The organism is Streptomyces sp. CNT360 (assembly GCF_000424785.1).
On the sequence record NZ_AUKO01000003.1, the window covers coordinates 565319 to 588130 of the forward strand.

General features: G+C 73.4%; 18 protein-coding genes. 8 read left to right on the forward strand and 10 right to left on the reverse strand.

Going from position 1 to position 22812, the window contains the following annotated elements; all coding sequences use genetic code 11:
* Nucleotides 1-512 precede the first annotated feature (512 nt).
* Both H297_RS0109840 and H297_RS0109845 read right to left on the reverse strand, forming a co-directional pair.
* Nucleotides 513-1727 carry a S8 family peptidase gene (locus H297_RS0109840; RefSeq protein ID WP_027736899.1) on the reverse strand — a complete coding sequence of 405 codons (1215 nt, stop codon included), beginning with the start codon at nucleotides 1725-1727 and terminating at the stop codon, nucleotides 513-515.
* Between the two features lie 146 nt (nucleotides 1728-1873).
* Nucleotides 1874-2917 (reverse strand): DprA-like winged helix domain-containing protein, encoded by a 1044-nt coding sequence (locus H297_RS0109845; protein WP_027736900.1) that lies wholly within the window; start codon nucleotides 2915-2917, stop codon nucleotides 1874-1876.
* Between the two features lie 143 nt (nucleotides 2918-3060).
* Between H297_RS0109845 and H297_RS0109850 the strand changes: the two genes are divergently transcribed.
* The 3 genes from H297_RS0109850 (at nucleotide 3061) to H297_RS0109860 (ending at nucleotide 7170) form a co-directional block, all read left to right on the forward strand.
* Entirely contained in the window at nucleotides 3061-3591 is a 531-nt protein-coding gene (locus H297_RS0109850; RefSeq protein WP_051351692.1) for a hypothetical protein, read from the forward strand.
* Between the two features lie 163 nt (nucleotides 3592-3754).
* Nucleotides 3755-5338, forward strand: coding sequence for a multicopper oxidase family protein (locus H297_RS0109855; protein ID WP_027736902.1), 1584 nt, complete (start codon nucleotides 3755-3757; stop codon nucleotides 5336-5338).
* Nucleotides 5339-5418: 80 nt separating this feature from the next.
* Nucleotides 5419-7170, forward strand: a complete 1752-nt coding sequence (locus H297_RS0109860) for an NAD+ synthase (RefSeq protein ID WP_027736903.1) — start codon at nucleotides 5419-5421, stop codon at nucleotides 7168-7170.
* A gap of 126 nt (nucleotides 7171-7296) precedes the next feature.
* On the opposite strand, the gene H297_RS0109865 is transcribed toward H297_RS0109860, so the two are convergent.
* Together H297_RS0109865 and H297_RS0109870 are read right to left on the reverse strand one after the other, a co-directional pair.
* Nucleotides 7297-8499, reverse strand: a complete 1203-nt coding sequence (locus tag H297_RS0109865) for an MFS transporter (protein ID WP_027736904.1) — start codon at nucleotides 8497-8499, stop codon at nucleotides 7297-7299.
* A 197-nt stretch (nucleotides 8500-8696) separates the two neighbouring features.
* The gene (locus tag H297_RS0109870; protein WP_064744806.1) at nucleotides 8697-9650 is read right to left on the reverse strand and encodes an endonuclease/exonuclease/phosphatase family protein; all 954 of its coding nucleotides are present in this window, start codon (nucleotides 9648-9650) and stop codon (nucleotides 8697-8699) included.
* Between the two features lie 454 nt (nucleotides 9651-10104).
* Between H297_RS0109870 and panB the strand changes: the two genes are divergently transcribed.
* From panB to H297_RS0109885, 3 genes are all read left to right on the forward strand, one after another.
* Nucleotides 10105-10932, forward strand: coding sequence for a 3-methyl-2-oxobutanoate hydroxymethyltransferase (gene panB, locus H297_RS0109875; RefSeq protein WP_051351693.1), 828 nt, complete (start codon nucleotides 10105-10107; stop codon nucleotides 10930-10932).
* Between the two features lie 132 nt (nucleotides 10933-11064).
* Nucleotides 11065-12066, forward strand: coding sequence for an ATP-binding cassette domain-containing protein (locus H297_RS0109880; protein ID WP_027736907.1), 1002 nt, complete (start codon nucleotides 11065-11067; stop codon nucleotides 12064-12066).
* Complete coding sequence (locus tag H297_RS0109885; RefSeq protein WP_027736908.1) at nucleotides 12063-12950, forward strand: ABC transporter permease; 888 nt, start codon at nucleotides 12063-12065, stop codon at nucleotides 12948-12950. The genes H297_RS0109880 and H297_RS0109885 overlap by 4 nt, the downstream gene beginning before the upstream one ends.
* 31 nt (nucleotides 12951-12981) lie before the next feature.
* Here H297_RS0109885 and H297_RS0109890 read toward each other — a convergent pair whose 3' ends face one another.
* Entirely contained in the window at nucleotides 12982-16479 is a 3498-nt protein-coding gene (locus H297_RS0109890; protein WP_027736909.1) for an AfsR/SARP family transcriptional regulator, read from the reverse strand.
* 184 nt (nucleotides 16480-16663) lie between these two features.
* Between H297_RS0109890 and H297_RS0109895 the strand changes: the two genes are divergently transcribed.
* Entirely contained in the window at nucleotides 16664-17068 is a 405-nt protein-coding gene (locus tag H297_RS0109895) for a ChaB family protein (RefSeq protein ID WP_027736910.1), read from the forward strand.
* A gap of 363 nt (nucleotides 17069-17431) precedes the next feature.
* Here the strand turns inward: H297_RS0109895 and H297_RS44130 are convergent, their stop codons facing one another.
* On the reverse strand, nucleotides 17432-18352 hold the full coding sequence (locus H297_RS44130; RefSeq protein WP_486589465.1) for a type 2 periplasmic-binding domain-containing protein: 921 nt from the start codon (nucleotides 18350-18352) through the stop codon (nucleotides 17432-17434).
* Between H297_RS44130 and H297_RS0109910 the strand changes: the two genes are divergently transcribed.
* Nucleotides 18351-19148 (forward strand): site-2 protease family protein, encoded by a 798-nt coding sequence (locus H297_RS0109910; RefSeq protein WP_027736913.1) that lies wholly within the window; start codon nucleotides 18351-18353, stop codon nucleotides 19146-19148. The genes H297_RS44130 and H297_RS0109910 overlap by 2 nt on opposite strands.
* Nucleotides 19149-19184: 36 nt before the next feature.
* Here H297_RS0109910 and H297_RS0109915 read toward each other — a convergent pair whose 3' ends face one another.
* The 4 genes from H297_RS0109915 to npdG all read right to left on the reverse strand — a co-directional run bounded on the left by H297_RS0109915 (nucleotide 19185) and on the right by npdG (nucleotide 22794).
* A complete protein-coding gene (locus tag H297_RS0109915; RefSeq protein ID WP_027736914.1) occupies nucleotides 19185-19370 on the reverse strand; it encodes a hypothetical protein in 186 nt (61 codons plus the stop codon).
* A 44-nt stretch (nucleotides 19371-19414) separates the two neighbouring features.
* On the reverse strand, nucleotides 19415-20959 hold the full coding sequence (locus tag H297_RS35580) for an MFS transporter (protein WP_037793429.1): 1545 nt from the start codon (nucleotides 20957-20959) through the stop codon (nucleotides 19415-19417).
* A 112-nt stretch (nucleotides 20960-21071) separates the two neighbouring features.
* On the reverse strand, nucleotides 21072-22007 hold the full coding sequence (locus H297_RS0109925; protein ID WP_037793432.1) for a hypothetical protein: 936 nt from the start codon (nucleotides 22005-22007) through the stop codon (nucleotides 21072-21074).
* Nucleotides 22008-22074: 67 nt separating this feature from the next.
* Complete coding sequence (gene npdG / locus H297_RS0109930; protein WP_027736916.1) at nucleotides 22075-22794, reverse strand: NADPH-dependent F420 reductase; 720 nt, start codon at nucleotides 22792-22794, stop codon at nucleotides 22075-22077.
* Nucleotides 22795-22812 lie beyond the last annotated feature (18 nt).

Below are 22812 nucleotides of genomic sequence, written 5' to 3' on the forward strand. Positions count from 1 at the left end.
GGCATCGCGCGCACGCCCTGGGCCCACGAGGTGGTCCTGCGCATCCGCGCCGACGTCGCGCACCTCCGCCGCCATCTGCCCGCCGGGCTCGCCACCTCGGTCCCGTTCCCGGCCAAGGCCGGGTCCGCGGCCTCCGCAGCGCCAGAAGAGGCGGACGATGGCGCCCGGGAGGACGGCGCCGGGGCCTGGTGGGTCGAGGTCCGGCTGAACGCCGAGCGGCTGGGGTGGAGCCCGGCTGTACTCGCCGCCGTGGACCGCCCGTTCGTCATCGAACGACCCGTCGCACTGCGCGACCTGGTGCGCGCGCCGGCCCGCCGTCTCGACGAGCACGCCACCGCCGACGGGAGCGACCACCCCCGGATTCGACCCGGCTACGGGGCGCTCCCGGCGCGGTGCCGGGGGCGGTGGGCGCCGTCCGCGCACGACCACGGCCCGGTGTGTGTGGGGCACACCGGGCCGCGGAAGGTGGGGGGATACCGCGCGAACACCGTCAGACGACGGCGTTCATCTCGTCACTCGACGATGTTCAGCAGCAGGTTGGGCGAGCCCTCGCCCGGGTTGCCGACGACGTCCTTGCTGGCACCGTCCGTCAGCGCCTTGGAGACCGCGTCGGGCTTGGCGTCCTTGTGGCCGGCGAGGTAGACGGCCGCGGCGCCCGCCACGTGCGGGGAGGCCATGGAGGTGCCGGAGATGGTGTCGGTGGCGTCGTCACCGGTGTTCCAGGCGCCGGTGATGTCGACACCGGGGGCGTACAGGTCGACGGACTTGCCGTAGTTGGAGAAGTCGGCCTGGGCGTCCTTGTTGTCGGTCGCGCCGACGGTCACGGCCTCCGGCACGCGGGCGGGCGAGCTGTCTCCCGCGTCCGAGGACTCGTTGCCGGCGGCCACGGCGAAGGTGACACCCGCCTTGATGGAGTTCTTGACCGCCGTGTCGAGGGCCTCGTCGACCCCGCCGCCCAGGGACATGTTGGCGACGGAGGGCGCCTTGGCGTTCTTGGTCACCCAGTCGATGCCGTCGACGACCTGCTCGGTGGTGCCCGAGCCGTTCTCGTCCAGCACGCGGACGGCGACCACGTTCGCCTTCTTGGCGACGCCGTGGGCCTCGCCCGCGACCGTGCTGGCGACGTGGGTGCCGTGGCCGTTGCCGTCGGTGGCGTCGTCGTCGCCGTCGACCGCGTCGTAGCCGCTCTTGGCACGGTCCCCGAAGTCCTTGTGCGTGGTGCGCACGCCCGTGTCGATGATGTAGGCGTTCACGCCCTCACCGGCGCTGTCCGGGTAGGTGTACTTCTTGTCGAGCTTCAGCTCAGGGGTGTCGATGCGGTCCAGACCCCACGAGGGCGGGTCGGCCTGCTCGGCGCTGATGCTGTGCTTCTGGTTGGCGAAGACCTTGTCGACGGCCGGGTCGGCCGCCAGCTCCTTGGCCTCGCTCGCGGACATCTTCGCCGAGTAGCCGTTGAGGGCCTTGGTGAAGGTCTTGCGGACCGAGCCGCCGTGGTCGGCGATGACCGTCTTGCCCTGCGCCGCCTCGGACTTGGTGCTGACCGCGGACTTCTTCATCGTGACGATGTAGCTGCCCTTGACGGCATGGGCCGACTGGGCGCCCACGACCGTACCGGTGGCGTGCGCCTCCGGGGCCGCGCTGGCGGGGAGCGCCGTGACGGTACCGATGGCGGCGGCCGCGACCGCCGCCGATATGCCGAGAGCAACCTTGTTGCGCGTCACTGCCATGGGGAGGGTTCCTCCTCGTGTGGGGGGTGCGCCTGTGGGGTGCGCGTTCGGCACGCTAGGTCGTTCGTCGCGGGCAGGACAAGAGTGGTCCGTGCGACCCCTCGAACACTCAATTGCCGTACGCCGCCGCATTCTTCGCGGATCGGTCACGGCTCCCTTGACCCGGGACCCGCAGGCGTCTGCGAGACCCAGCCCAGGCTCGCCGCCCGCATGCCGAGCTGGAAACGGGTGGTCGCGCCCAGGCGTTCCATCAGCCCGTGCAGCCGCCGCTGGAACGTGCGGTAGCTGACCCCCAGTTGACGTGCCATCACCTGGTCCGTCATGCCCGTCGTCAGCAGCGCCAGCAGCCTGGCCTCCTGGTGGCTGGGCCCGTCGGGGCTGCCCGGCCGGCGGCCGGAGAGGTACTCCGAGATGGGCAGCGCCCTCCCCCACAGCACCTCGAAGAACTCGCACAGCACCTCCAGCAGCCCGGAGGGGTGGACGACGACGCTGCTGGCCAGCTCGTGCGGGGCGGCGCGCAGCGGGATCAGCGCGATGCGGTCGTCGGCGATCAGCATCTTCGTCGGCGTATCCGCCATCACCCGGGCGTCCTCCCCCAGTTGGGCGGCCGCGCCGATGTCGCCGTCGAACCGGTGCGAGGCGGCCAGCCCGTCCGTGTCGTAGATGACCCGGTAGCCGACCCCGCGGCGCAGCATCTGCGCCTGCACCGGCATCATGCCGGTCTTCGGGTCGAGGCGGTCCGGATCGCTGTTGGCGTACGGCGGCCGGTCGATGCCCCGTATCTGGCTGCGGGCGCTGCGCTGCAACTGGTCGACCTGGCGGATGACGGCCACCCTCCCGGTGACGATCTCCACCAGGTCCAGGGGGTCGCGGCCCACCGCGTTGGCCCGGAACCGCGCCGCCAGGTGCTGGATGTGACGGCGCGTACGGTGGATCTCCTCCTCGCGGGCCAGCAGCAGCGACTCGAAGGCGATCTCGGGCGCCACCGGAAGGTAGCGCGCCTCCCCCTGCGCCCGGTCCGCCGCGAACCGTCCCACCAGGTTGAGCTTCTCCAGCGAGGTGAGCGCCGCGCGGACGCGGGCGGCACTGAGCCCCGCGGCGGCGCGCAACTCGCCGACGGTCACGGCACCGTCCACCAGCGCCTCGTAGACCTGCTGCTGGACGGGGTCGAGATCCAGGGCCTCCAACATGCTGGGCATCCTCAGCGCGGTGGCGAGTTCACGTCAATGACCGAACCCCGCCAGCCCCTCGCCACACACACAGGAACCCTGCGAAAACCGGACCACTCCCACCCTTCGCATACCCCTCCCGGGCATACCACTAGGGTGGGTCCATGCCGACGAAGCAGCGCCCGCGCCGGGACCGCACCACCTGGTGCGCCCGTGCCCTGCTGCTCGCCGCACTGCTGCTGGGCCTCGTCACCATGCACACGCTCGGCCACCCGACGCCGCCCGAGCGGGCAGCGGCCGGGCACCCCATGCCCGCCTCCGCCGGTCCGGGGGCCGCACACAGGGCCCCCGCAGCGCACTCGATCGGGGGCCCGGCCACGCACGGAACGGGAGCGAGTGCGGTTGCCGCGCCGGTCCCGTCGCCGGGCGCCCAGGTCCACGGCCCCCACCACGACGCGCGGCACAGCTCCCACCACGGACACGGCACGGGCATGGACCCGACGTCCATGTGTCTGGCCGTCCTGGGCGTGTGGACCGCCGCCGCCCTGCTGGGCGCCCTGGTACTGCGGGTGCTGCGTACCCGTACGGCGCCCCGCGCCGCCGCGGACCGTGCCCGGCTGCTGCGGTCGCTGTGGCCCCTGCCGCCACCCCGGACAGCGTTGCGCCTCGCGCAGTTGTCGATCCTGCGGACCTGACAGGGCCCGCACGCACACCCCGCCCGGCAGTCGGTCCGGAAGCCGGAAGGCGATCCGGAGGGAAGCCGCAGGTCTCCGCGCCTCAGTTGTCCCCGTTCCGCCGTGGCGGGAGCGCGTGCGTGCCCCGGTACGGCATCAGGAGACACCACAGTGAGGTACACCCATGCGTTCCCTCCCCACCCGCCGCACCGTGCTCGGCACCGGCGCGGCCCTCGCCACCGGCGGCCTGCTGGCGGCCTGTTCCGAAGCGGACAGCACCCACGACAAGAGCCACGGCGGACCCGGCGGCAGCTATGTGGAGCCCGACGGCCCCGAGGTCCGCGCCGCGGAGGCCGAGCGGCTCAAGAACAGCACGGGCCGCACCGAGAAGGTGCGGCTCACCGCGGTGCGCACCCGCCTGGACCTGGGCGACGGCACCACCGCCCCCTCCTGGGCGTACGGCGACCGGGCGCCCGGCAAGGAGGTGCGGGTCACCGCGGGAGACACCCTCGCGCTGACCCTCGCCAACCACCTCCCGCAGGCGACCTCCCTGCACTGGCACGGACTCGCCCTGCGCAACGACATGGACGGCGTGCCCGCGCTCACCCAGCGGGAGATCAAGCCGGGCGCCGAGTTCACCTACCGCTTCGCGGTGCCCCACCCGGGCACGTACTGGTTCCATCCGCACTCGGGCGTCCAGCAGGACCGCGGCCTGTACGCGCCACTGATCGTCCAGGACCCGAAGGAGCCGCTGGAGTACGACAAGGAGTGGGTGGTCGTCCTCGACGACTGGGTCGACGGCATCGAGGGCTCCACGCCGGACGCCGTCCTGGCCGAGCTCTCCCAGGGCATGGACCACGGCATGGACCACGGCAAGAGCGAGGGCGGCGGCCACGGTATGCACGGCATGGGCGGGGCACGGCCCGCGAAGAGGAAAGGGCCCTCGCGGATGCTGATGGGGGCCACCAGCGAGCTGCTGGGCGGCGACGCGGGGGATGTGAAGTACCCGCACCACCTCGTCAACGGCCGCACCCCGCACGCCCCGGACAGCTTCCGGGCGAGGCCCGGCGACCGCATCCGGATCCGCTTCGTCAACGCGGGCGGCGACACCGCCTTCCGTGTGGCGCTGGGCGGGCACCGGATGACGCTCACCCACACCGACGGCTACCCGGTCGAGCACGCCACCGCCGACGCGCTGCTGCTGGGGATGGGCGAGCGCTACGACGTGCTCGTCACCGCCAGGGACGGGGTCTTCCCGCTCACGGCCCTGGCCGAGGGCAAGGACGCGAGCGCCCGCGCCCTGTTGCGCACCGGCGGGGGCTCCGCCCCCTCGGCCACGGCCCGCCCCCGGGAGCTGGACGGCAAGCTGCTGACGGCGGAGAAGTTGAAGGCACCGGAGTCGCACCGCCTGGCGGCCCGGAAGCCGGATCGTACGGTCACGCTGAAGCTGACGGGGTCCATGGCGAAGTACGACTGGGCCGTCAACGGCAAGAAGTACACGCCCCAGCCGCGCTACCCGGTCGCCGAGGGTGAGCGCGTCAGGCTGCGTTTCGTCAACGCCACCGACATGTGGCACCCCATGCACCTGCACGGCCACACGTTCGCCCTGCCCGGCGGCGGCCCGCGCAAGGACACGGCGGTCGTGCTGCCAGGAAAGACGCTGGAGGCGGACTTCGACGCCGACAACCCGGGCCTGTGGATGGTCCACTGCCACAACGTCTACCACGGGGAAGCGGGCATGATGACCGTGCTCGGCTACCGTAAGTGACCCGTTGGGCGGGCCCCGGACCGCAGGCAGCGGTGCGGGGCCCGCCCGTAAACGTCAGGCCGACGATTACACTCGGCGGCGTGGCTCAACTACGTCTCGCGCTGAATCAGATCGACTCCACCGTCGGCGATCTGGAGGGCAACGCCGCAGCCGTCCTCCAGTGGACCCGGCACTCCGTCGAGCAGGGCGCCCACCTGATCGCCTTCCCCGAGATGATGCTCACCGGCTACCCGGTCGAGGACCTGGCGCTGCGCCGGTCGTTCGTCGAGGCGTCCCGCACCGCAGTGCGGGACCTGGCGCGGCGCCTGGCCGACGAGGGGCTGGGCGAGGTACCCGTCGTCGTCGGCTACCTCGACCGCTGCGAGCAGGCGCAGCCCCGCTACGGGCAGCCGGCCGGCGCCCCGCAGAACGCGGCGGCCGTCCTGCACCGCGGCGAGGTCCAGCTCACCTTCGCCAAGCACCATCTGCCCAACTACGGGGTCTTCGACGAGTTCCGCTACTTCGTGCCGGGCGACACCCTGCCCGTCATCCGCGTGCACGGCGTCGACGTCGCCCTGGCCATCTGCGAGGACCTGTGGCAGGAGGGCGGCCGGGTGCCCGCGGCGCGCAGCGTGGGCGCCGGGCTGCTGCTGTCCGTCAACGCCTCGCCGTACGAGCGCGACAAGGACGACACCCGCCTGGAACTGGTCCGCAAGCGCGCCCAGGAGGCGGGCTGCACCACGGCCTACCTCGCCGAGATCGGCGGCCAGGACGAGCTGGTCTTCGACGGTGACTCGATCGTGGTCGACGCGGAGGGCCGCGTGCTCGCGCGGGCCCCCCAGTTCGAGCAGGGCTGCGTCGTCCTCGACCTGGAGCTGCCCGCAGCGACCGCCACCCCGCCCGCGGGTGTGGTGGACGACGGGCTGCGCGTCGAGCACCGCGTGCTGAGCGCCGACCCGCTGCCTGCCTACGAGCCGGAGGTCACCGGCAGCGAGGCGCCACGCCTGGAGGACGACGAGGAGATCTACACCGCCCTCGTCGTGGGACTGCGCGCCTACGCGGCCAAGAACGGCTTCCGGTCCGTGCTGATCGGCCTGTCCGGCGGCATCGACTCCGCGCTGACCGCGGCGATCGCCTGCGACGCGGTCGGCGCCGCCAACGTGTACGGCGTCTCGATGCCCTCGCGCTACTCCTCGGACCACTCCAAGGAGGACGCCGCCGAGCTGGCCGAGCGCACCGGCCTGAACTACCGCACGGTCGAGATCGAGCCGATGTTCGCCGCGTACATGGGCTCCCTGGAGCTGACCGGCGTCGCCGAGGAGAACCTCCAGTCGCGGCTGCGGGGCACCCTGCTGATGGCGCTGTCCAACCAGGAGGGCCACATCGTGCTGGCGCCGGGCAACAAGTCGGAGCTCGCGGTCGGCTACTCGACGCTGTACGGGGACTCGGTGGGCGCCTACGGCCCCATCAAGGACGTCTACAAGACGAACATCTTCCGCCTCGCGAAGTGGCGCAACCGTGCGGCGCGGGAGCGCGGCCACACCCCGCCCATCCCCGAGCGCTCCATCAGCAAGCCGCCGAGCGCCGAGCTGGCCCCCGGCCAGGTCGACACGGACTCGCTGCCCGACTACGACATCCTCGACCGCGTCCTGAAGCGGTACGTGGACGGCGACGAGGGGGCCGCGGACATCGTCGCGGCGGGCTTCGACGCCGAGACCGTCCGCCGCGTGCTGCGGATGACCGACCGCGCGGAGTACAAGCGGCGCCAGTACCCGCCGGGCACCAAGATCTCGCCCAAGGGCTTCGGCAAGGACCGCCGCCTGCCGATCACCAACAAGTGGCGGGAGGGCTGAAGCACCCGGCCGCCCCTCCCGGCTGGATGCCTTGCCCGGCCCCGCCGGCCGAGGGTGCGCCGTGACCGCAGCGCGCAGTTCCCCGCGCCCCACAGGGGTGCGGGGAACTGTCGTGGCCGGGTTCCGCTACCGGGCGGAGCGGGCCTCCTCCAGCGCGAGCTCGCCCGAGTGGGCCACCACCCGGGAGTCGCCGCGCGCGGTCACCCCGGCCGTGACGGCGATGGCCAGGCCCGCCAGGGCGAGGACCGCGCCGACCAGGGTCGGGGACATCCAGCCCCAGCCGGCGGCGATGACGACGCCACCGAGCCAGGCGCCCCCGGCGTTGGCCATGTTGAACGCGGAGTGGTTGGAGGCCGAGGCGAGCGTCGGCGCGTCGGAGGCGGCCCGCATCACCAGCATCTGCACCGGTGTGGTGATCAGGAAGCCGACGGCACCCAGCAGCCCCACCAGGAGCAGTGCGGCCCACTTGACGGGCGCCGCGAAGTGGAAGACCACCATGATCACGGCCAGCAGGCCCAGCGCCGTGTACAGGGTGCGGCGCGGGGCACGGTCGGTCAGCGGGCCCGCGACCAGCGTGCCCAGTGTCATGCCGATCCCGAAGAGGGCCAGCACCCAGGTCACCGAGGACTCGGCCAGCCCTGTGACCTCGGTCATCATCGAGGCCAGATAGCTGTAGACGGCGAAGACGCCGCCGAAGCCGAAGACGGCGGTCAGCAGCCCGAGCACCACCTGCCGGTTGCCCAGGGCGCGCAGCTCGTGCTTGACGCCGCCCTGGTGCTCCAGGGGCAGGCGCGGCACCAGCAGCGCGAGGGAGACCATCGCGAGCAGGCCGATGAGGGTGACGACCACGAAGGTGGCGCGCCAGCCGAGCTGCTGGCCGAGCGCGGTGCCGCCGGGCACACCGACGATGTTGGCGACGGTCAGCCCCAGGAACATCGTGGCGACGGCGCGGGCCGCGCGGCCCTCCCGTACCAGGCGCGCGGCGACGACAGCGCCGACGCCGAAGAAGGCGCCGTGCGGCAGACCGGCCAGTACGCGCCCCGCGAGCAGGGTGCCGAACCCGGGCGCGAGGGCCGAGGCGAGGTTGCCGACGGTGAACAGGCCCATCAGCAACAGCAGCATCGTCTTGCGCGGCACACGGGCGCCGACGGCGGTGAGCAGCGGGGCCCCGAGGACGACGCCGAGCGCGTACGCGGAGACCAGGTACCCCGCGGTCGGTACGGACGTGCCGAGATCGTGGGCGACGTTCGGCAGCAGGCCCATCATCACGAACTCGGTGGTGCCGATCCCGAAGGCGCCCACGGCGAGTGCGAGCAGAGCCAGAGGCATGCGGAAGGAACCTTTCGCGGAGCGTTTCGCGGAAACGGAACGGATCGGCGGCGGCGCTGCCGCCGGGCATGACGTGATTGTTCTGCCGGAGAACAAAGTCTCGCAGCCAGATGTTCCACGGCGCAAAACGCGGCGTTACAGACAGGCGAAGGCCCCGTCACCCCGCGAGGTTCCTCGCGGAGCGCGACGGGGCGGCCTCACTCCGTGATATTGATCTTGGCCGCGATCGGCAGGTGATCGCTGCCCGTCGGGGACAGGGCCCACGCCGAGACCGGATCGGCGCCCTTGACCATGATCTGGTCGATCCGCGCCATCGGGAACGAGGCCGGCCAGCTGAACCCGAACCCGCTGCCCGCCGCGCCCTGCGCGGAGCGCATCTGCGCGGTGATGGGAGACAGCGCCCGGTCGTTCATCGTGCCGTTCAGATCACCGAGGAGGATCACCTTGCCCGCCGGGTCGTGCGAGATGGCCCTGCCCAGCGCCGCCGCGCTCCCGTCCCGCTGCCCGGCCGTGAAGCCCTCACCGGACTGCACGCGCACCGACGGCAGGTGCGCCGCATAGACGGCCACCTCGCCCTTGGGCGTCTCGACCGTGGCCCGCATCGCCCGGGGCCAGCCCATCTTGATGTCCACGGGCCGGACGCCGGTGAGGGGGTACCTGCTCCAGATGCCGACCGTGCCCGTCAGCTTGTGGTGGGGGTGCGACTTGTCCAGACCCGTACGGTAGGCGGCCGCCTGCGACTGGGAGACCTCCTCCAGCGCGATCACATCGGCGCCCGAGCGGGCCAGCTTCGCCGCCGTGCCCGAGGGGTCGGGGTTGCCCGCGTTGACATTGTGGGTGACGACCGTCAGGTCCCCCCCGGCGTCGCTGGTCTTGTCGCTGAAGACCCCGCCGAACAGGTTCAGCCACAGCGACACGGGCAGCAACAGCGCGATCAGCGAGGTGGCCGAGCGGCGCAGCACGCCCAGGAGGAGGAGCAGCACGATCCCCAGCCCGCCCCAGGGCAGGAACGTCTCCCACAAGGAGCCGAGGTTGCCGAGGGAGTTGGGGACCTCGGAGTGCAGGGAGAAGGCGAGCGCGAGAAGGATGGCGAGCGCCGCCAGCACCCACCCGCGCCGCCACTTCGCGGGCCCGGACCAGCCGGAGAGCATGCGGCCCCTACGGCCGCCGGACCGCCCGGACCGGGAGAAGAACCCCGCCCTGGAGCCGCCGTCGTCGCTGTACGTGGCCTCCGACGTGTGCACGCGCGCCATCCGCCGTCCTCACTTGCCTGTGCTGGTGCCCGATGAACGATAAGCGATACCGGTTCTTGTCCAGGTGAACGCTGCGGTTTCCCACCCGCCCCGAAGTCCGCTGCACCGCACCGCAGTCCGGCTCGGCGGAGTCGGGGAATCCGCTGAGAGGACGAGGGGGACGGGGCGCCGGGTTCCGGCAGGTAGGGACCGGTTTCCCGACTGTGACACAACCCGCACGCTCCGCGCTCGCCCGCGGGCGCTCCGCACGCCGCCCCGCCCCCTACCGGGGCCCCGGAGGTGCGTGCCAGCATGGACCGAGATCCGGAGACGCCGTCAGGGCGCTTCGAGACGACAATTTGGAGCCCGAGCCATGCCACAGACGCTCTATGGGGGAACCCGCAACCGCCGTGTGACCGTGCGCGACCTCGCACTCGCCAAGGAGCGAGGCGAGAGGTGGCCCATGCTCACCGCCTACGACGCGATGACCGCCTCCGTCCTCGACGAGGCCGGCATCCCCGTCCTGCTGGTCGGCGACTCGGCCGGCAACTGCCACCTCGGCTACGAGTCGACCGTGCCCGTCACCCTCGACCAGATGGCGACGCTGACGGCCGCCGTCGTCCGCGGCACCGGCCGTGCCCTCGTCGTCGCCGACCTCCCCTTCGGCTCGTACCAGGAGGGCGAGGTGCAGGCGCTGCGCAGCGCCACACGGCTGGTCAAGGACGCCGGGGCCGGAGCCGTGAAACTGGAGGGCGGCGAGCGGTCCGCCGAGCAGATCGGCCTTCTCGTACGGTCCGGCATCCCCGTCATGGCGCACATAGGGCTGACCCCGCAGTCCGTGCACGCCATGGGCTACCGCGTCCAGGGGCGCGGCGAGGAAGCCGCCGACCAGCTCCTGCGCGACGCGAAGGCCGTCCAGGACGCGGGAGCCTTCGCCGTCGTGCTGGAAATGGTGCCCGCGCCGCTCGCCGCGGAGGTCACCAGGACGCTGCACGTACCGACCGTCGGCATCGGTGCCGGCGGCGACTGCGACGCCCAGGTACTGGTGTGGACCGACATGGCCGGGCTCACCCCCGGCAAGCTGCCCCGCTTCGTGAAGCAGTACGCCGACCTGCGCGGCGCCCTCACCGACGCCGCCCGGGCCTACGCGGAGGACGTCGTCGCGGGCACCTTCCCCGCCCCGGAGCACTCCTTCGAGTGACCCGCGGCGGTACGGGAGAGCCGCACCCGCCCTGCCCGCCCTCCGGCTGCCCGCGGAGGGCGGGCCACGGCTGTCGGTGGCCTGTCGCCAGGTTGTCGGTGGCCTGTCGGTGGGGGGTGGCACGTTGAGGGCATGACGCAGAAGAAGAGGACGAACGCGGTCGAGGTCCGCGGACTGGTCAAACGCTTCGGGGAGACGAAGGCCGTCGACGGCATCGACCTCGACGTGCGCGAGGGCACCGTGATGGGCGTGCTCGGGCCCAACGGCGCGGGCAAGACGACGCTCGTGCGGATCCTGTCGACCCTCCTGCTGCCCGACGCGGGCACGGCGACGGTCGCCGGCTTCGACGTGGTGCGCCAGCCCCGCAGTCTGCGCCGCACGATCGGCCTGACCGGGCAGTACGCCTCGGTCGACGAGAAGCTGTCCGGCCGGGAGAACCTGTACATGATCGGGCGCCTGCTCGACCTGCCCCGCGCCCGGGCACGCCGGCGCGCGGACGAGCTGCTGGAGCGGTTCTCCCTCACGGAGGCGGCCCGCCGCCCCGCCGCCAAGTACAGCGGGGGGATGCGGCGCAGGCTCGACCTGGCGGCCTCGATGATCGGCCGCCCCAAGGTGCTGTATCTGGACGAGCCGACCACCGGGCTGGACCCGCGCACCCGCAACGAGGTGTGGGCCGAGGTGCAGAACATCGTGGCGGAGGGCAACACGGTCCTGCTCACGACGCAGTACATGGAGGAGGCCGAGCAGCTCGCCCGCGAGCTGACCGTCATCGACCGCGGCCGGGTCATCGCCGAGGGCCGGGTGCCCGAGCTGAAGGCGAAGGTGGGCGGCCGCACCCTGCAGATCCGTCCGGCCGACCCGGGCGAGCTGGCGCGGATGGCCGGCGCGCTCGCCCAGGCGGGCCTCGACGGCGTCGGCGGGGCGAGCGCCCACCCCGGCGCGGGCGTGCTGCACCTGCCCCTCGTCAGCGACGAGCAGCTGACCGCCGTGGTCGGGCTGCTGGGCGAGCGCGGCTTCGCGATCGCCGACATCTCCACCCACCTGCCCAGCCTGGACGAGGTGTTCCTGGCCCTGACGGGCCGCACCGCCACCCACCAGGACGAGGCGACGACGCCCGAGGAGGCCGCAGCGTGAGCACCACCACCGTCACCTCGCCACGGACCGGGCCCGGACCGTCCGTGGACCCCACGGGCTCCGGCCCGGCACCCGAGCAGCAGCCCGGAGCCCGCGAGGGCCGCATCGGGCTGCGGGCCAACCTGCGGCACATCGGCGCACTGGTGCGCCGCAACGCCCTGCAGATCAAGCAGGACCCCGAGTCCATGATGGACGCCCTGCTGATGCCCATCGTCTTCACGCTGCTGTTCGTCTACGTCTTCGGCGGGGCGATCGGCGGAGGCGGCGGCAACAGCCGCCACGCCTACGTGCAGTACCTGATCCCGGGCATGATGGGGATGATGGGCATGTCCATCGCGATGGCGGTGGGCACCGGCATCAACGAGGACTTCCGCAAGGGCGTGATGGACCGCTTCCGGTCCATGCCCATCGCCCGCTCCTCCGTGCTGATAGCCAAGTGCGTGGTCGAGATCGGCCGCCTGCTGGTGGCCGTGGGGGTGCTGCTGATCGTCGGCTTCCTGTGCGGTTTCGACGCGGGCGGGCACTGGCTCGGCCTGCTGGGCGCCGTCGCGCTCACCGCACTGTTCGGCGCATCCCTGCTGTGGATCTTCATCCTGCTGGGACTGTCGATGGAGACCGCGCAGGCCGTCCAGGGGCTGTCGTTCCTGGTGCTCATGCCGATGCAGTTCGGCTCGTCGATCTTCGTGTCGACGGACACCATGCCGGGCTGGCTTGAGGCCTTCACGAAGGTCAATCCGCTGACCCACCTCGCGGATGCCGCTCGCGGGCTGATGCTCGGCCAGGGCGGGGTGGCCTCGCCCGTGCTGTGGACGCTCGTCTGGTCGATCGGCCTGACGCTGGTCACGGCGCCGTTCGCCATCGCCAAGTTCCGCAAGAAGGTGTGAGGGTGCGTGCCTGGTCACGGCGGCAGCCGCGTCAGGCGTCCTGCACCAGGGCGGTGGCCTCGTCGAGAGTGAGGCTGCCGCCCCGGGCGTACGCGCGGGCGTAGTCCTCCTCGGACAGCACCTGCCGCACCGCCTGCTCGGCGGCCTCCCGCGACTCGCGTTCGACCGACGGCAGCAGATGCCCCTCGGGCAGCTCGACGTGGGTGTCGTAGGTACCCACGAGTGCGCCCGCCGCCTGCGCGCGATCGAGCACCGCCAGCGCCCGGGCGCCGGTCAGCAGCTGGCTGAGCGTCAGCTGCGGGGCGATGGCGTCCGTCATCACGTCCCGGGTCCTGCCGATGGACGTCCGCACCTTCTCCAGAGCCTCCTGGAAACGGCCCTCCAGCACGTACGTCCAGGCCACGAGGCCCTGCACCATGCCGGCGAACATCTGCGGCACCTTGTCTGCGAACTCCGCCTCCAGCGGCTTCAGCAGCTCCCGGCCCGCCGCCGGATCGCCGCTGCGGCCGAGATGGATGGCCAGTTGGACGGCCGCGAAGTTCGGGCCGTCGCCCCCCGTGTGCTCCGACTCCTCGTAGGCCTGGCGCAGCAGCCGGTCCCCCTCGGCCACCGCATGCGGGTCCTCCAGCTCCACCAGGACCGCACCGAGCCGCGACGTGAACTGCGGCACCTGGCTGTGCGCGCCGAGCTGTTCGGCGCGCTCGATGGCCAGCCGACAGTCGGCCGCCGCCTGCGCGTACTCACCCCGCGCGGTCAGTGCCTCCGCCCGGCCGGAGAGCGCCTCGGCCTCGCCCCACGCGTCGCCGACCCTGCGGAAGATCTCCAGGCTCTCGTCCGCGTCCTCCCCGGACTGGTCCCAGGCGGCGGGGCGGTCGTTGGTGAGCTTGGAGCGGAGCTGGAGCGCGAAGGCCAGCTCCCACTCGTACCCCAGCTCGCGGCAGCCCTGGACGTGGGCGTCGGTCAGCTCCTGGAGCCCGTCGAACTGCCCGCGCATCACCCACGCGAACAGCCACATGCACCCGGGGACACGGCAGACCTGGGGCATCCCGGGGGTGTAGGCCCGCGTGACGTTGCGCAGCTCGGCCTGGCGCTGCGGACTCAGCAGGTTCTCGACGTCGTTCTCGGCGCCCGCCAGTGCCATCAGCCGCACCCCCCGCCTGGCCTCCCACAGCACCTCCTCGCGCATCGGCGGCGGCGCCTGCGTGCACGACTCGTACAGCGGCGGCACCGGCCGCAGCGGGTCGGCGAACGGGTCGGGGCCCAGCTCCAGCGCCGCGTCCGACCAGGTACGGGCGTCGCTGCGGTGGCCCCGCAACTGCCAGAACCAGCCCATGGACAGGACCAGGCACAGCACCTCGTGCTCGTCACCGGCGGCGACGGCCCGGCGCAGTGCCGTCCGGATGTTGTCGTGCTCGCCCTCCAGCCGGTCGAGCCAGACCACCTGCCGTGGCCCGCGCAGCAACGGGTCTGCGGTGCGGGCCAGTTCGCGGTAGGCGACCAGGTGACGCCGCTCGGCGCGCTGCCGCTCGCCCGGCACGGCGGCCAGTTTCTCGCCGGCGTACTCGGCGACGGTCTCCAGCAGCCGGTAGCGCATCCCGGCGTCCTTGCCGGCACCGGGCTCGGCCACTATCAGCGACTTGTCGACAAGGGAACTCAACACGGCGGCCACGTCGTCCCCGGCCCCAAACGCTTCCGTCGGTGCCCTTCCGCCGCCGACAGACGCTCCGGCGGGGTACGGCTCCCCCACGGGCTCGCCGTCCCGGGCGCACACCTCCTCGGCCTGTTCCAGCTCGCAGCCGCCCGCGAACACCGACAGGCGCCGCAGCACGGCGCGTTCGGGTTCCGTCAGCAGCTCCCACGACCAGTCGACGACCGCGCGCAGGGTCTGCTGCCGGGGCAGCACCGTGCGGCTGCCGCTGGTCAGCAGGCGGAAGCGGTGGTCGAGCCGGCGGGCGAGCTGGCCGGGGGTGAGCGACCGCAGCCGGGCCGCGGCCAACTCGATCGCCAGCGGCAGCCCGTCGAGCCGGCGGCAGATCTCCGCGCACGCCTCCGGGTCCTCCTCCGTACGGAAGCCGGGACGCGCAGCAGCGCCGCGGTCGGCCAGCAGCCTGAGCGCGACCGGGTCGGGCAGCGGTTCGACGGGGCGCACCGACTCCCCAGGCACACCCAGCGGTTCCCGGCTGGTCGCCAGCACGGTGACCCCGGGGCACTCCACCAGGAGCGTCTCGACCGTCTGCGCGGCCGCGTCGATGACGTGCTCGCAGTTGTCCAGGACCAGCAGCATGCGGCGGGCCGCGCAGTGCTCGGCGAGCTGGGCGAGAGGGTCGGCGGCGGTACGGTCGGTGGCCGCGTGCAGCCCCTCCGCCGTGGAACCGGTCAGCACGGTTCCACGGCCCCCCAGGGACGTCAGGACGGCCTCGGCGATCTCGCCCGCCCCCGTCCTGCCCCGCACGGCGGCCAGTTCGGCCACCCATACGCCGTCCACCCACTCCGCGTCCCGCCCTCCGGCGTCCGCCCGGGCGGCGGCCTCCAGCGACAGCCGCGTCTTCCCCGCACCGCCGGGCCCGGTCAGCGTCACCAGCCGTGCGCCGTCGAGCTCCTGACCGATGCTGCGGATCTCCTCCTCCCGGCCGACGAAGGAGGTGAGGCGGGCCCGCAGATTGCCCACGCTGCGCGATGCGGCCCCCGCCCGGCGGGCGGGAGCCGCATCGCCTTCCCGGGTGGTGCCCGGAGGGTGGGCGGAGGCCGGGGCCGCGGCCGCGTGCGGGAGGGTGGGCGGGTCCGGGGGGTCGGCGGCGAGCAGTTCGGCGTGCAGGGCGCGGAGTTCGGCACCGGGGTCGACGCCGAGCCGGTCGGCGAGCAGGGCGCGGACGGTCTCGTACGCCGCCAGCGCCTCCGCGGTGCGGCCCGTGGCGCGCAGGACCCGCAGCAGCAGGGCCTGGAGGGGCTCGTCGAAGGGGTGCTCGGCAGCAAGTTCGCGTACCCCTGGCAGCACGGTCTCGGCCTGGCCGAGGGCGAGTGCGGCCCGCGCGCGGTCCCGCCGGGCAGCCACCTCACGGTCCGCCGCACGCACGGCCGCGCCCCCGCCCCCGTCGGGCAGGTCGGCCAGCGCGGGCCCGCGGTACAGCGCGAGGGCGTCGTCGAGCAGCTCCGCGGCCTTGGCCGGATCGCCGTCCGCGAGCGCCGCGGCTCCCTCGCCGGCCAGGCGCTCGAAGCGGAAGAGGTCGATGTCGTCGCGGGCCGCGGCCAGCCGGTAGCCGCCCTGCACGGAGTCGACCGCGTCCCGCCCCAGTGACCTGCGCAGCCGCCCGACCAGCGCCTGGACGGCAGCGGTCTCGTCGGCGGGCACGCCCTCGCCCTCGGTCCACACGGCGGCGGCCAGTTCACCGGTGCGTACGGTGCCGCCTCCCGCCAGGGCGAGCGCGGTCAGCAGGGCACGCAGCCGCGCTCCGCCCACCGGCACGGCCGTGCCGTCCCCGCGGAGAACCTGCGTGGCGCCCAGAAGGCGGTAGAAGTAACGCACTCCCACATACTGCCACCGGGTGTACGGCGGCCCAGGGTCGCCGGTGGCAACCGCCCGGGGCGGGGCACACGCCCGACGGCCCGGCCTGCACATTCGGGATGTTTCATGACATGACGCCGGGGCACTCGGCCCCGGGAAGCACACGGGCCACCGGCCCGCGGCAAGGCGTACACCGGTGGAGGTGTTCCAGATGCCCGCTCGTGAGGAACTGCCGTCGACGCTCCGGCGTTCCCCGGTCAGCGCCCGGCGCACCTGGTCCGAGGCGCACGACTCGGCCGTCAAGGAGTACGGCGAGGGCCGCCGCGCCCACCAGACGGCGTACGGCGCGCTGAAGCACACGCACGAGAAGGTCGGTGACCACTGGGAGCGGAAGGAGGGAGGACGCAAGGGGCCCTCCGACCCGCAGTCCGCCCGTCCCCGCGGGCGCGGCGGACGCAGCGGCGAGGGCGTCGACGAGGGGGCGCCCAAGCAGCATCTGTACGACGTGGCCCAACGCCTCGGCGTGGAGGGCCGGTCCAGGATGTCGAAGAGCGAACTGCTGGACGCCGTCCGCAAGGCCAACCGCTCCCGGACGCGCCGGGCCCGCTCCCGCTGACGCGACTCCCGCACGGTGCCGCCCGCCGCGGGCGGGTCATCAAGCCCCACGTCGGTGTCGGTGCCGGTGTCGGCGGGACAACGCCCTGTGGCCCGAACCGGTATCGCCCCGGGGCCGGTGCGCACGCCCGGTGGGGTGTCTCGGAGACGGGCGGCGCTCCATCGTCGCGGTGACACCTGCGCGGTCGTCGCGGATGACTCCTGCCCGACCTGCCGCGCCGTGCTCGGCGCGCTACAGGGCAGGTGCCCGAGCGCAGACCACTGCGCGGGCCCCGCGCCCGTGTCGGGGCAGACGGTGCACCGCCCAGAGGGCCCGTACCCGGTTCATGCGCCCGCGGTCACCCCTGCGGGGAGCCGACACCCCTCACGGTCCCCCGTGGTGGGTGACGGCAGCGTCTGGCTGCCCGTCGCCTCCCGCAGGGCGCGCGGGGCGACGCGGAACGCGGGGCGACGCGGAACGCGGGGCGACACGAAGCGCAGAGCGACGCGGAACGCAAGGCGACACGAAGCGCAGGGCGACACGGAACGCAGGGGGGGCGGGGGTCGGCGCCACGTCCCAGCCGTGGGCGAGCGCCAGATCGAATCCGCCGCGGGCGTCCAGGCCGACCGACAGGTGCGGGTCGATCTCCGTCATCCGCAGGTCGAGGTCCGGATCGTCGGCAGCGAGCCAGGCCAGGACACCGGGCATCAGCGCCCGTGCCCCGCCGGGGAAGGCCGCCAGCCGCAGCCTGCCCGCGGGGCACCCCTCGCGCTCCCCCAGCATCACCTCGGCCCGCTCGGCGGGGCCGAGCATCTCGGCGGCCGTGCGGACGAGCATCAGCGCCTCGTCCCGCCGCTGCCGCTGATCGTGCTCTCGCTGCTGCTTCGAGGGTCCGCCGCCGACCTGGCCGCCCTGCGCTCGCTCGACGGGGCGGGGCCATCCGCCCTCGCCTTCGTGGCCTGGGCCGCCGCCCTCTTCGGCTTCGGCGCCTGGGGCGTCCTGCTGCGCCGGTACGACGCCTCGGCCGTCGCCCCCTTCTCCCTCCTGGTGCCGGTCCTCGGTATGGCCTCCGCCGCGCTGCTGCTCATCTCGCGCGTCGCCCTGGTCTCCCTCGCGGGAGGGAGGGAGCGCACGAGTACGAACAGGAGCCCCGGTACGCCGGGGGTTCCCGTACAGGAGGGCGCCGCCCACCGGGGTGGGACCGCGGGGGTGGCCCCCGGCCAGGGACGACGGGGCGCGGCCCGCGCGCCCCGTCGTACGCGGGGTTCGCGGGCCGCGTCCGCTGCCGGTACCGTCATGGCCCATGACCAGCGCATCCTCGCACCCGGACCACCACCGGATCAGCCCGGTCTTCCTCGGAATCGTCGCGATCATGGCGGTTTCCGGCTGGGCCGTCTGGTACGGCTGGGCGGACGTGACGGGCGTCGCCGTCTTCTTCTTCGTCGTCGCCGGATGGATCGTCTCGCTGTGCCTGCACGAGTACGCACACGCACGGTCCGCGCTCGGCGCCGGGGACGTCTCCGTCGGGGCGAAGGGCTATCTGACGCTCAACCCGCTGCGTTACACGCACGCCCTGCTGAGCATCGTGCTGCCCGTCGTCTTCGTGATCCTCGGCGGCATCGGGCTCCCGGGCGGAGCCGTCTACATCGAGCGGGGGCGGATCCCGGGGCGCTGGAAGCACAGCCTCATCTCGGCGTCGGGGCCGCTCACCAACGTGCTGTTCGCCGCCGTGCTGACCGCACCGTTCTGGCTGCACGGCATGCACGACGTGCCCATCGCCTTCCGCTGCGCCCTCGCCTTCCTGGCACTGCTCCAGGTGACGGCCGCGCTGCTGAACCTCCTGCCGGTGCCCGGTCTGGACGGGTACGGCGTGATCGAGCCGTGGCTCTCGCCGCGGGCCCGGCGGCAGGCGGAGCCCTTCGCGCCGTTCGGGCTGCTGATCGTCTTCGGCTGTCTGTGGATCCCGCAGGTCAACACCGTCTTCTGGGACATCATCGAAGCCATCCTGCGGTGGCTCGGCGTCTCCGAGTTGGAGACCTACCTGGGCCAGGAGTACTTCCGCTTCTGGCAGGGGGAGCCCCAGAACGTACTGCTGCCGTAGAGCACGGGGGCGGCCACGGAGAGGACCGCGGTCACCTCACGCGCGGCGGCGCCGGTGGTAGTACCAGGCCATGTTGGAGGTCAGACCGGCCAGCAGGACCCACACGACGCCGAGCCAGCTTCCGTGCGCGAAGGAGACCACGGCCGCGACGACGGCCAGGACGCAGATGACGGTCGCGTAGAGGGCGAGTCCCCTGGGGGCTCGGCTGGCGGGGGCTGACACGGTTCCGGCTCCAATGCGAGAGGGGGTGCACCCGTCATTGTCCCTCACCCCTGACTGCTGGGCCGCCGCCGGGCGGTCCGACGCCCGTACGCCACGTCCGCCAGGGCCACCACCAACGCCGCCGCGACGAAGCCCAGCGCCGCCAGCAGCCCGCGGTCAAGGGCGGTCGCCCAGTCGTGGCTGCTCGCCAGCCCGGCGAAGAAGACGGCACCGACGGCGGCGATCCCCGCCGCGGAGCCGATCCGCTGGCCGGTCTGGATCACACCGCCCGCGGCCCCGCCCTGGGCGACGGGGACCGACTGGAGGGCGAGAGTCTGGTTGGGCGAGATCACCAGCCCGGACCCGAACCCGGCGCACAGCATCGGCGCGACCAGCGCCCAGCCGACCGCGCTGTCCTGCACCTCGTGCACGGCCCAGCCCGCACCCGCCAGCCCGACGACGACGAACCCCAGGCCGGCGGCGATCAGGGGCCGCCCGACGCGGGTGATGTAGCGGCCTCCGACGGCGGCGGAGATCGCCGAACCGACGGCGAAGGGCGTCAGCGTCAGGCCCGCCTGCAGGGCGCTGTACCGCATCCCGTTCTGCAGGAAGAGGGTGAAGATGAAGAAGATCGTCGTGAACCCGGCGAAGTAGAGCAGCCCCAGCAGCGCGCCCAGCGAGTAGGAGCGCTCACGGAAGAGCCGCAGGTCCACCAGCGGCGCCCTGCCGCGCCGCTGATAGGCCCGCTCCCACCACACGAAGGCCGCGACCAGCAGGGCGCCGAGCGGCTCCAGCAGCCACTTGGCCTGACCCTGCCACTGCCTCTCCTGGACCAGCGGCAGCATGACGGCGAGCACCCCCGCACCCAGCACGAGCACGCCCACCGGATCGAGGCTCTCGCGGTGCTCGGTGTCGCGCTCCGCACACGCGCGGGGCACCAGCCGCAGGGCGAGCAGGAAGGCGACCACTCCGATGGGCAGGTTCACGAAGAAGACCCAGCGCCACCCCTCGTCGGCGCCGAAGGCCTGGATGAGCAGCCCGCCCAGCAGCGGGCCGGCGGCCGTGGACACACCGATGGTGGACCCGAGCATCCCGAACGCCCTGCCGCGCTCCGCCCCGCGGAACAACTGCTGGATCATGCCGGAGATCTGCGGCATCAGCAGTCCGCCGCCGACGCCCTGCACCAGGCGGGCGACGACCAGCCACCCGGCGCCCTGCGCGAGCCCGCAGGCCATGGAGGCGACGGTGAACAGCGTCAGCCCGCCGAGGAAGGCGGTGCGGCGGCCCAGCGCGTCACCGACGCGCCCGGAGGGCACCAGGACCAGTCCGAAGGTGAGGGCGTAGCCCGAGACCACCCAGGAGAGCGCGGACTCCGATGCGCCCAGCCCCTGCTCGATGGCGGGGAGCGCGACGTTCACGATGGAGACGTCCAGCAGGGACATGAAGCCGACGAGGAGGCACACCGACAGGGCCTTCCAGCGGCGTGGGTCGGGCGTGTAGTCGGGGTTCTCCCCGTGGGCCCCACGCTCCCCATGTTCCCCGCGTGCCCCGGGCCCCTCCTGCCGGTTGCCTGCCCCCGTCCGTCCGGCGGCCGCCGGGTCCTGTCCCATTCGGTTGCCTCCTGGCGACGTGCGCGCGCCCCTGTGGCCGGTCACCGCTCCCCCCCATCATCGGCGGGCTACGAGCGGGCCGCATGTCCGGCCGCGCCCGGGTGCCCACCGGCTACGGAACCGATACCTGCTCGGCCAGCTCGCGCGTCACGGCGCCGACCTGGCGGCCGGACAGCCGCGCACCGCCCTCGCCCACGGTGACGACGAGAGCGAGATCCCCGTCCCCGTGCGCGGGCAGCCGCACGGTGGCCACGCTCCCGCCGGGTGCCAGGAGCGGCGCGCTGCCGGGCGCGGACTTGCGGGCCCCGCTCGCGTACCGGCGCAGCGCGGAGGCGCCCATCCGGGCGTCGTGCTGGATCTGCGGCAGCAGCACGGTGACGGCGTCACCCTGTGCGACGCCGACGGTGAACACGCGGATGCGCTGGACGCCGGTACCGGAGCCCCGGATGCGGTAGCCGCAGTCGAGAAGCGCACCGTCGGCCCGGGCCAGCGGCGTGTCGGCCCCGCCCGGTCCGCCCGCACCGCCGGTCCCCTCTTCCGGCTCTTCCGGCTCTTCCGGCAGTTCCGCGTCCACGGTGACCCGCTGAACACGGCGCCCGCCCGCACCGGCCGCCCGCAGCGCGGCGGGCAGGTCGTACGGGAGGGGGCAAGCGGCCTGCGCGGCGGCGCCGCCCTGCGAGCGGGAGCCGCTCCGTGCGGGCGGGTCGCTGTGCGTGGGCGGAGCGCTGCGTGCGGGGGAGCCGCCCGTGCGGTCGGGACTCTCCTGATCCGAGGCGCCGGACCGCGTGCCGGGAGCCTCCGAGGTGCGCGTGCCGGTCGGTGCGGCGGCGGCCTTGCGGAGGGTCTCCAGGCTCAGCTCGGCGCGCGCGGTGCGGGCCCCCTGCGCGCCTCCGGCGCCGACCGCGCCGCGCCCGTCGCTCCTCGCCCGGGCCTCGCGCCCGCCCCCGGCGGCGTCGCCGTGGCCGCCGTACCCGGAGAAGACGGCGAGCACGGCCGCCACCACGGCCGCGACCGTCAGCCCGCCCCCGGGAATCCTGCGCTCACCCACCCGCCCGTCCCCGCGCACCCGTACTCGAACCTGTTCCCGCCGTCCCCCCCCCCCCCCCCGATGCCGGTCAGATGTCGGTCAGGCGGACACCGGCGTGCGCCTTGTAGCGGCGGTTGACGCAGATCAGGTTGGCCACCAGCGACTCCACCTGGTGGGCGTTGCGCAGCCGCCCCGCGAACACGCCACGCATGCCGGGGATGCGTCCGGCCAGCGCCTGCACGATCTCGCAGTCGGCGCGCTTCTCCCCCAGCACCATCACGTCCGTCTCGATCTCCTCGACCTGCGGGTCGGAGAGCAGCACCGCGGACAGGTGGTGGAAGGCGGCGGTGACCCGCGAGTCGGGCAGCAGCGCCGCGGCCTGCTCGGCAGCGCTCCCCTCCTCCGGCACCAGCGCGTAGGCGCCCTTCTTGTCGAAGCCCAGCGGGTTGACGCAGTCCACCACGAGCTTGCCGTGCAACTCCGCACGCAGCGCCTCGATCGTCTTGGCGTGCCCCTCCCACGGAACGGCGACGATCACGATGTCGCTGCGGCGCGCGCACTCGGCGTTGTCCACGCCCTCGACACCGTGTCCGATCTCCTCCGCCGCCTGCTGCGCCCGCTCCGCCGCCCGCGAGCCGACAAGCACGGACATCCCGCCCCGGGCCAGCCGGTAGGCCAGCCCCCGCCCCTGGTCCCCCGTCCCGCCGAGCACCCCGACGGTCATCCCGGACACGTCGGGCAGCTCCCACGGGTCCTTCCTCGGAGCGGTGTTGCCGGCGGCGGTGCTGTCAGATGCGACGTCAGTCATGCCTCGCATCCTGCCACC

Excerpts from the sequence above, each read along its gene's own strand:
- npdG (WP_027736916.1), bottom strand. The coding sequence starts at position 22,794 with ATGACTGACGTCGCATCTGACAGCACCGCCGCCGGCAACACCGCTCCG.
- H297_RS0109910 (WP_027736913.1), top strand. The coding sequence starts at position 18,351 with ATGACCAGCGCATCCTCGCACCCGGACCACCACCGGATCAGCCCGGTC.
- H297_RS0109840 (WP_027736899.1), bottom strand. The coding sequence starts at position 1,727 with ATGGCAGTGACGCGCAACAAGGTTGCTCTCGGCATATCGGCGGCGGTC.
- panB (WP_051351693.1), top strand. The coding sequence starts at position 10,105 with ATGCCACAGACGCTCTATGGGGGAACCCGCAACCGCCGTGTGACCGTG.
- H297_RS35580 (WP_037793429.1), bottom strand. The coding sequence starts at position 20,959 with ATGGGACAGGACCCGGCGGCCGCCGGACGGACGGGGGCAGGCAACCGG.
- H297_RS44130 (WP_486589465.1), bottom strand. The coding sequence starts at position 18,352 with ATGGGCCATGACGGTACCGGCAGCGGACGCGGCCCGCGAACCCCGCGT.
- H297_RS0109855 (WP_027736902.1), top strand. The coding sequence starts at position 3,755 with ATGCGTTCCCTCCCCACCCGCCGCACCGTGCTCGGCACCGGCGCGGCC.
- H297_RS0109870 (WP_064744806.1), bottom strand. The coding sequence starts at position 9,650 with ATGCTCTCCGGCTGGTCCGGGCCCGCGAAGTGGCGGCGCGGGTGGGTG.
- H297_RS0109865 (WP_027736904.1), bottom strand. The coding sequence starts at position 8,499 with ATGCCTCTGGCTCTGCTCGCACTCGCCGTGGGCGCCTTCGGGATCGGC.
- H297_RS0109850 (WP_051351692.1), top strand. The coding sequence starts at position 3,061 with ATGCCGACGAAGCAGCGCCCGCGCCGGGACCGCACCACCTGGTGCGCC.
- H297_RS0109845 (WP_027736900.1), bottom strand. The coding sequence starts at position 2,917 with ATGTTGGAGGCCCTGGATCTCGACCCCGTCCAGCAGCAGGTCTACGAG.
- H297_RS0109895 (WP_027736910.1), top strand. The coding sequence starts at position 16,664 with ATGCCCGCTCGTGAGGAACTGCCGTCGACGCTCCGGCGTTCCCCGGTC.
- H297_RS0109880 (WP_027736907.1), top strand. The coding sequence starts at position 11,065 with ATGACGCAGAAGAAGAGGACGAACGCGGTCGAGGTCCGCGGACTGGTC.